At 49.9% G+C, this 8,157-nt stretch carries 8 protein-coding genes; 3 read left to right on the plus strand and 5 right to left on the minus strand.

Annotated elements, in window-relative coordinates; translation table 11 throughout:
- Positions 1–166: 166 nt before the first annotated feature.
- The 3 genes from L0156_29365 (at position 167) to L0156_29375 (ending at position 2,614) form a co-directional block, all read left to right on the plus strand.
- A complete protein-coding gene (locus tag L0156_29365) occupies positions 167–526 on the plus strand; it encodes a TraR/DksA C4-type zinc finger protein (GenBank protein ID MCI0607115.1) in 360 nt (119 codons plus the stop codon).
- An 11-nt stretch (positions 527–537) separates the two neighbouring features.
- Positions 538–1,887 (plus strand): tetratricopeptide repeat protein, encoded by a 1,350-nt coding sequence (locus L0156_29370; protein MCI0607116.1) that lies wholly within the window; start codon positions 538–540, stop codon positions 1,885–1,887.
- A gap of 274 nt (positions 1,888–2,161) precedes the next feature.
- Positions 2,162–2,614: a ComF family protein gene (locus L0156_29375; GenBank protein ID MCI0607117.1), complete on the plus strand. Its 453-nt coding sequence runs from the start codon at positions 2,162–2,164 to the stop codon at positions 2,612–2,614.
- 39 nt (positions 2,615–2,653) lie between these two features.
- Here the strand turns inward: L0156_29375 and L0156_29380 are convergent, their stop codons facing one another.
- The 5 genes from L0156_29380 to L0156_29400 form a co-directional block, all read right to left on the minus strand.
- Entirely contained in the window at positions 2,654–4,450 is a 1,797-nt protein-coding gene (locus L0156_29380; protein ID MCI0607118.1) for a hypothetical protein, read from the minus strand.
- Positions 4,451–4,461: 11 nt separating this feature from the next.
- Positions 4,462–5,169, minus strand: coding sequence for a YqiJ family protein (locus L0156_29385; protein ID MCI0607119.1), 708 nt, complete (start codon positions 5,167–5,169; stop codon positions 4,462–4,464).
- A 9-nt stretch (positions 5,170–5,178) separates the two neighbouring features.
- On the minus strand, positions 5,179–5,589 hold the full coding sequence (locus L0156_29390) for a potassium channel family protein (GenBank protein MCI0607120.1): 411 nt from the start codon (positions 5,587–5,589) through the stop codon (positions 5,179–5,181).
- Between the two features lie 113 nt (positions 5,590–5,702).
- Complete coding sequence (locus L0156_29395) at positions 5,703–6,146, minus strand: DUF1569 domain-containing protein (GenBank protein MCI0607121.1); 444 nt, start codon at positions 6,144–6,146, stop codon at positions 5,703–5,705.
- 7 nt (positions 6,147–6,153) lie between these two features.
- Positions 6,154–8,157, minus strand: a 2,004-nt coding sequence (locus tag L0156_29400; GenBank protein MCI0607122.1) for a hypothetical protein, incomplete at its 5' end; no start/stop codon positions are given.

Below are 8,157 nucleotides of genomic sequence, written 5' to 3' on the forward strand. Positions count from 1 at the left end.
AATTCTTTCCCATCGAATCTAACCTCTCTCTTTCCTTGGGTTAGATTCTCTAATGTCTCAACGATACCCTCCAGGGTTAGATTTTTGATGTCTCAATTCGGTTTGTTGTCTTTTCGATGAATTATGTGTATCATTTGGAACTTCATTTTAGGACCTGGAGATAGGAATGGACAAAAAGCAGCTAGAAAAATACCGGAAGAAGCTGGTAGAAAAGAGAAAAGACATACTTGACGAATTTCGGAAGAACGTTAACTACCGCATGGAATCTGCAGCCGATGATGGCACTCAGGATATCGCTGATAAAGCGACCATGGCCTATAACAAGGAATTCCTTTTCAGTTTGACTGATTCGGAAAGGGATATGCTTCAGTTGATCGATGAAGCTCTCATCAGGATCAACACCAAGGACTTTGGCGTTTGCAACTCGTGCCAGAGCGAAATAAAGGTGACAAGGCTCGAAGCGGTGCCATGGGCCAGGTATTGTTTGAATTGTCAGGAGTTGCAGGAACAGGGTCTTTTGGAATAAATTAAGGGGGAATGAGGAACAGGTGGATTGGAATTCTCTTCACCTTACTGTTTCTCATTTTTTTAATCACAGCAGCCCGCCGGCTTGGCGCGCCTTTTCTTGACTCACACCTTTTTCAGCTGGAAAGCAAACTCCTCTATATTGTTTTAACCTCAATCGCGTTCGGGGCCCTTCTGTTGTTTTTACTCGTGACCTTCTTTCCTCCGTGGACTAAGAAATTTGAAACAAACATTTCCCTACCTCCCGCGGCCCCCTCACGAAAACTAGTACAGATTCAAATGGCCCTCCAATTGGGAGATTGGCGCAAGGCAATGGATCTTCTTTCAAAAGTCCGCGAAACGGATGCCGACTACTGGTATGCGTTAAAGATCAAAGGGGATTTACATGCCGAGAAAGGAGAATGGGTAGAGGCCACGAAGTATTACCGGAATGCGCTGAACCATTCTTCCGGTCAGGAGCAGGCCGTTCTGCTTCTCTCGCTGGGTATTGTTTTTGAGCAGCAGGATCAAATTGAGCAAGCGCGGGATCTGTACATGCAAGTATTGCACTCCTCGCCACAATCGATGGAAGCGATTCACAGACTTCGAAACCTGGCTGTGAGGGAACAGGATTGGAAAGAGGCAATGACCTGGCAGGAGATGAAAGAGCAATTGTTTTTGCAGGAGACAGAAACGCCTCAGGAATCCAATTGGAAGATAGGAATTCGTTATGAGCTCGCGCGTTCGGCAACCCAAAGCACTAACTACAAAACCTCACAGGCCCTGTTGAAGTACATTTTCAGATTGACGGATTATTTTACTCCTGCTTACTTGCTACAGGCGGAAATTCATGAGAAGCAGGAGAATTCCATTCTTGCTTTGAGGACCTACGAAGAAGGATTTTTGAAAACGCAGAGTCCGGCGATTTTGAAGAAAATCGGGGAAACCTTTTTGCTACAAAACCTCCCGCAGCGAGCCATCGAGCTTTTCCGGGAAGTGGTGTGGACTCATCCTGAGGATCCGCGCGCGGCCTTTTGCCTGGGAGATCTTTACAGAAAACTCGAAATGACCGAAGAAGCAACGAAAATCTTTGAGGGAATCCATCAAAAACACCCGGATTGGCTGCTGAACAATATTACCCTGGCCGAGCTCTGCGACCGTTCGGGAAAAAAGGAGCAGGCGCTGCAATTATATAGGGGGCTTACCGATGGAGCAGAAGTATTGTCTGCCCAACCCTGGCAGTGTTACAATTGTAATACTACACACTCAGAATATAGCGGATTTTGCATCTTTTGTTTTGAGTGGAATTCGATTAATCTAAATCAGAACAAGGCGGGAACATTGGATTTCGGACATGAGAAGTCTACCGCCTTACCTCTTTAAAGTTTTTTCCAGCTTCAGCAGATTTTTTCAACGGAGCCGCAACGCCGCTTATTCTCTATTTTTCCCCTGGCCCTGCGTGATTTGCGAAGACTTGCAGCCTTACGCCGATGTTCTTTGCGAAACCTGCCGCAAAACTTTGCCGAGAATCTCTCCGCACTGCCGGATTTGTGGCTCTCCCTTTCGAGAACACTGGCGAGTCAAGATCTGTCCGGATTGCAAGCTGCAGAGACCGAAGTTAACCCGGATTCGTTCTGTGTTCTTATATGAGGGGCCCGTGATCGAAATGATTCATGAAATGAAATTTGCAAAGAGGGCGCGTTTCGCGCGTTACTTTTCGGAAGAGTTGTACTTATTAATGTTCAAGCATTATGCGCAACGTGTGCAAGCCATTGTTCCGGTTCCGCTTCATCGATCGCGTGAATGGCAACGAACCTTTGACCAGGCTCGCCTGATGGCAGAACATCTGAGCGATCTTTCCGGAATCCCGGTTCGGAATCTGTTGCGCCGGTCCCGAAATACTGTTCCCCAAACATTTCTCTCCGGTCAGGCGAGACGAAAAAATCTGGACGGAGCATTCTGTTTAAAACAGCGAATCGATCTTCCCAAATCCGTTCTGCTGATCGATGATGTGATCACGACCGGCGCCACGCTGGAAGCATGTTCCGTCCTGCTGAGAAAAGCCGGCGTTCGAAGAGTCTACGGGCTAACAGTCGCGCGAGCAATGTAGCGCGGGCGTCCCGCCCGCGATCTTTCGAGCTTATCAGTCTCAATTGTGCGGCGGCTGATTGCCTTTTTTCACATCCTTTACTTCTTTGACGTCGATTTGAGGTTCCGCTTTTGCTTTGCTTTGCATCAGGTTTTGCACAACATTTTCGAGCACCTGTTTCAACTCCGCCGGGGTATTGTCCAGAAATCCGTTGATTTCCTGAGTCAAACCAAAACCTTTCGCGTAGTCGCCCATCATTTTCGAAAGTGTTTGCGGGTCTCCGAAAATTGTGTAGTTGCCTTTGGACATAAATTGAGCGATCGAATTTGCAAGCGCAATCCGGACTTCACGGGTCGATTCGATTTCCAGTTTTTGGATCTCGAATTTTAACGCTGCTTCGCTGTAAGTCTGCTTGTTTTCCAGCGCCTGCCGTTCCACGTCCACTTTCCGTTGTTCGACGTCTACCGATTCTTTCGCGACGTTTACATCGACCATTTTCAATGCGGTCTCGCCCTGTGCCAGCATTTCGCGCGCTCTGGCTTCGGCTTCCGCGATTTTGAGTTTTGCCTGTGCCTCCAGATCGGCTGCGGTACGCCTTCCTTCCGCGTCCTTGATTTTTGTATAAGCCAGTACGTCGGCTTGAGTCTGATCTTTGATCCGGTCCTGCTCAATCGTTTGTTTTGCTGCAATCAAATTCTTCGACGCTTCCCGCTCCGCTGTGGATGTCACTTGAACGGTAACAATCTGCTGGCTCGCTTTTTCTCTTTCAGCCGAAGCTTCGAGCGCCTTCTGTTCCGCTTTCTGCTGCTCCGCATTTTTTAAGGCGATGGCAATCTCGCGATCCCGCTCGGCTGTTGCAATCGCCTGAGCCTTTGTAATTTCTGCCGCTGAAACGGCCTGTTCTTTCAAAATCTGTGTCTTTTCTTTTTCTTGCGCGCGCTGGATCAGAATCTTATCCTGTTCGATTTGAAATTCCTGTTTCTCGCGCTCCGCTGCTGCGCGGATTTTAGATAGCTCCATTCCCTGCTGAGCTTCCGCTTCAGCCTGGGCCTTCTGCAACGTCAATATCTGCTGCGTCGTCGCAACATTCTTGCCTGTGATTGCCTGTTCCGCTTCCCGTTCAATCTTGTTCCGTTCCACCATTGCGCTTTGTGTAATTTCGGTAATCTTCTTTTTGCCCTGTGCGTCAAAAATATTGTCATCGCGAAGCAAAGTCTGATCCGTTTGGTCGAGTCTCGAAATCGTAACCGATTCCAGACTCAATCCGTTTTCGCGCAGGTCCTTGCGCACAATTTCCTGAACCGCGCTCGCAAATTCGTCCCGTTTGGAGTGCAGCTCAATGAGATCCTTGGTTGCCGCTACGCTTCGTAAGGCGGAAACGAGTTTTTCAAAAACAAGCTGGCCCACCGAATCTGAATGCACAGATTTTTCACCGAGCGAACGGGCTGCATTCAATATATCTTCGCCGTTTGCCTGCACTTTGATATAAAACTCGGCTTTCACATCCACACGAAGGTTATCTCTTGTAATGAGCGCATCAGCTCCTTTTCGTTCCACTTCCAGCTTCATCGTTTCCAGAGAAACGTCCACGAGCTTGTGGACGACAGGCACCACCATGGTTCCACCATCCAGAATTACTTTCGACCCGCCCATGCCGGTGCGCACAAATGCCGCGTTCGCGGAAGTTTTTCGATAGAGCTTTGTGATCGAAACAACCAAAGCCGTAAATGCCAGCAATACGGCGCCGGCTGCCGCAACGGCAAACTGGTATGCAGGTTGTTTCGGGAATATCCCGGTAACTGCAAGCGCGATTGCCGCTATGCACAACAGAACGATAACCACCAAGAAATTTCCCATTGGTACTCCTCCTAAGAATGACGAATGATTTCACCTTGTTGTTTCATGCCTGCAAGCGGACTTCGTTTGACGAAATAGAGGTCCTCTTGACGGTCGTATCCTACGATCAAAATCCTGTCGCCGCTCGCGATCGATTCTCCCTCGGTGTCGATCCTGCAGTAAATGCGGTGTAACGATCCCCGGTCGTCGTAAATTTGCGCCATTCCGCTTTCGGATGTGATGCTGTAGAGCGCTTCCCCTTCGCAGCCGATCAGGTCCTCACGCTCTTTCGCATACGTCTCTGAAAGGGGCGCGTATTTCCAGATGAGTTTGCCGATTAACCGTGTGCTGAAAGCTGAAACGGCAAATGCGCCTGCTATGGAAACCCAGACAAAAATGAGCGGCTCCCGCAAGATTGGTTTCAGTAAAAGATTCAAAATCCATCCCGTGATGCCCCACGCAAAAAAGAAGATTTGAAAAATAAGTGTGACAGGAATGCGTCCTCCCCCTAGAAACTCCAGGAAAGTTCTGGATGATCTGGCGCCATCGCCCGCATCATCATCTGTATCATGATCAGTATCATGATTGATGTCATGATTGATATCATGCTCCGTATCAACATGGGCTTCTGCATCCACATCGGTATCGCCGGTGATGCCGATTGTGTTCATTAACAAAAAGAGGGCCGCAAATGCGAGTGGCAAAAGGAAAAGAAGATTCCACCAGGTAAAAACTTCCATGAAATCCTTCTATTTCGAATTTTCGCGCAGAAGGCGGAGTTCTGTCAGAATAGCGTCCAGCTTTTGGACGATTGCCTGATTGGTCGAAACATCCGGGCCGGGACGATCGAGCACCTTAGCTGTAAGAGCAGGCCCCAACGTCATGACAACGGTGGAGACAAGACGTCCAGTTTGAGTTTGGGCGAAAATGTCGGTATAGCCCACGGAAGCGCATGTGGAAATGAAATTGAGCGCATCTACGAAAGTCTTTACCTTCGGGTTGGTGCCGGCCTCCGCTTTATAATAGATTGCCGAACTTACAAGTAATAGAAGCAGAACGGACTCCAGAGGATTGGCTTTTGCAAGACCAGCAAACTGATCCTCCCATGCATTCTTTTTAGCAAGCCACGATTGGAGAGTCGAAGGACGCTCGGTGTCCATGGATGTTACTGAGTTTACCACCTGAAGAAAGAAATGCAAAAAAAACAAAGTAGCGCGGACGTCTCGTATGCGTCGCATCGCAGCCGGGACGGCCGCGCTACTTGACTAAGAATTCACACTCCGAACTGGCGGAAATGATGATCCATGTGTTTGTACATCAATCTCCCCCAGTCATCGCATGTCATTTTCCCGAAGAATGGATGTTGAAAGCACTTGACAGCGTCCGGCCCTTTTGCGAGTTTTTGAAAGGCTTCCAGGAACCGTTGTTTTTCCACTTCGAAATCGCGGCTATCCTTCATGATGAACTCGGGCGCAGTGGGTGAGTTCTTCCCGAATGGCTTTTCATTTCTGAACAGGCCCTTAAACATCCAGCCGATCAGGCTTAAAGGCGACTTTTTGATTTGAATATCCCCGACCGGCATTTGCATGGTTGCTGTACAGTGAGCCAGCATCTGAGCCGCATTCATTTTTCCCCACTCACTTGCGGTCTTGTCACTTAGCTTCTCAAATCGCTGTTTGATCTCGACTGCGGTTGTTTCGTGAAATAGTGTCTTCATAAATCTTCTACTTCTTCGTAATGGTTACTTGCATCGATTGAATTCGCGTCAGGCTTCCGTTTACTCCGACCACCTGGAACGAGAAAGTTCCCTGGGGCGCGCCTTTGTTTACTTTGAGAGAAAGCGTGGAATTGACAGATCCATTTGCGGGCGGTGTTGCCGGATTTGGACTGAACGTGCAGGATGTTTTCGCGGGCAATGCACTACAGGACAGACTTACCGCCGCGTTGAAATTGTTGATCGAAGTTATGGTGCAAGTGCTTGTTCGTGTTTGTCCCCAGGGCACACTCAGGGAAGTTGGTGAGCAGGAGATCGAAAAATCACCAACCGGTGGCGCAGCAGTTGTGAAGCTGAATCCCGAAGCATAAGAGCCAGGTCCGCAGCCGTTCACGGCGCGCGCTCTCCAGAAATACGTTGTGCTGTTATTGAGCGCCGGTGAAACGGTCCACGTGCTGGTAGCCACGTTTGCAGAGCGAATCACGTTTGTGAAAGCCGCATCTGTTGCGACCTGCACATCGTAGGATGTGGCTCCACTGACATCACTCCAGTCCAGAACGGGCGTTGTCGTAACGCCGGTTGCGCCGTTGGTGGGACTGCTCAATGTTGGAGTCGCCGGCAAACTGCATCCGCCTCCGCCCACAGCAAAAATCAAATCGTCATGATCATCAAACGATCCGGTTGTGCAGGGAGTAGCCACACCCTGATAACGGAACCGCGCGCGCACTGCCTGCAAGCTGCCAACGGGCAGCACATAATTCGCTGACAGGACCTGCGATCCTACAACGGTTGGCACGATCGTGGCGATGAACTGCCAGGCGGGACTGTTTGCATTTGCTGCGTAATACAAATCGAGTGCATCGGCGGTAGGAGTTGTCCATGCCCACACGGTTGCATCGATTCTGACCGTCTTCCCTTCAGCAAGATTTGTAGAATCGAGCGTGGACACGCGGATTTTGTCGTTCGATTCATCGAAATGGAAAGTGCCGGCGGTGCCGTCTGCGCAGGAATTATTGATCGTGTTTGGCTGATTCGGTTCAGGTCCCAAACCATCGCGTCCAGTCAACAGAGTGCTTGAATCGCAAAACGGATTTACAGTGGAGCACTTCGGAGCTTTCAGCACGGAGTCGTAGACCGCTGTTCCGGGAGGCGGTGGAGCAGTGGTGAAGCTGAAAGGCGCACCGTACGGTCCTGCATCGCATGTGTTATTCGCGCGAGCGCGCCAGTGATATGTTGTGTTCGCGTTCAGTTCGGGAGAAACGGTCCATGTACTGCCGGCGACATTGGCGCCGCGCACGATATTCGTGAATCCCGCGTCCGTTGCAACTTCAACATCGTACGAAATTGCGCCTCCCACATCTGTCCAATCGAGTGTCGGACTGTGGGCAACGTTCGTTGCGCCGTTTGCCGGACTTACGTTTACCGGCGCGCCGGGTAACGAGCAACTTGTTGTGGGTGTCGCTGAAGCGCAATTGCTCAGTGGGCCAAAGCACGCGTTCGACGCACCAACCGCGATCACACTATAGTAATACGTCCTTCCATTTAGCAGCTCACCGTTAACGAACGATGTTGTCCCATTGCCACTCGGAGTAAGATTCACTTTGCCGTAGTCGCATCCCGCATGTCCTTCTGTTCGCATTACCCAGTATTTGGATGCGCCTGCCACTGCGTTCCATGACAGAGAAACCTGACCGTCTGTTGGAACTGCATTCAAGGTTGCCGCGCCCGTTGGGCCACCGGAACATCCGGAATTTACCGGTGAAGGAGATCCGCACGCGATGTTATGTCTGTTGAACGCCGCATGAATTGCGGTCATGTGAGGCGTTCCATCATTGAGATTTCCATTGTCATCATCAGCAGTCAGCCACTGTATGTATCCGTTCTCAGCGGCACAGCCATTGGAAGTTCCAGCGGTGCAATCGCACGCATGCCACAAGCCCACGTTGCCGCTCCCCTGATAAAAAAGTTTGTTGCCGATTACAAACGCTGTATTGGGATTATAGTTAAAGGGCGC

The sequence above is a fragment of the bacterium genome, assembly GCA_022616075.1.
In the GTDB taxonomy this organism is placed as follows: Bacteria; Acidobacteriota; HRBIN11; order JAKEFK01; family JAKEFK01; genus JAKEFK01.

Excerpts from the sequence above, each read along its gene's own strand:
- L0156_29395 (MCI0607121.1), bottom strand. The coding sequence starts at position 6,146 with ATGAAGACACTATTTCACGAAACAACCGCAGTCGAGATCAAACAGCGA.
- L0156_29380 (MCI0607118.1), bottom strand. The coding sequence starts at position 4,450 with ATGGGAAATTTCTTGGTGGTTATCGTTCTGTTGTGCATAGCGGCAATC.
- L0156_29370 (MCI0607116.1), top strand. The coding sequence starts at position 538 with ATGAGGAACAGGTGGATTGGAATTCTCTTCACCTTACTGTTTCTCATT.
- L0156_29365 (MCI0607115.1), top strand. The coding sequence starts at position 167 with ATGGACAAAAAGCAGCTAGAAAAATACCGGAAGAAGCTGGTAGAAAAG.
- L0156_29385 (MCI0607119.1), bottom strand. The coding sequence starts at position 5,169 with ATGGAAGTTTTTACCTGGTGGAATCTTCTTTTCCTTTTGCCACTCGCA.
- L0156_29390 (MCI0607120.1), bottom strand. The coding sequence starts at position 5,589 with ATGGACACCGAGCGTCCTTCGACTCTCCAATCGTGGCTTGCTAAAAAG.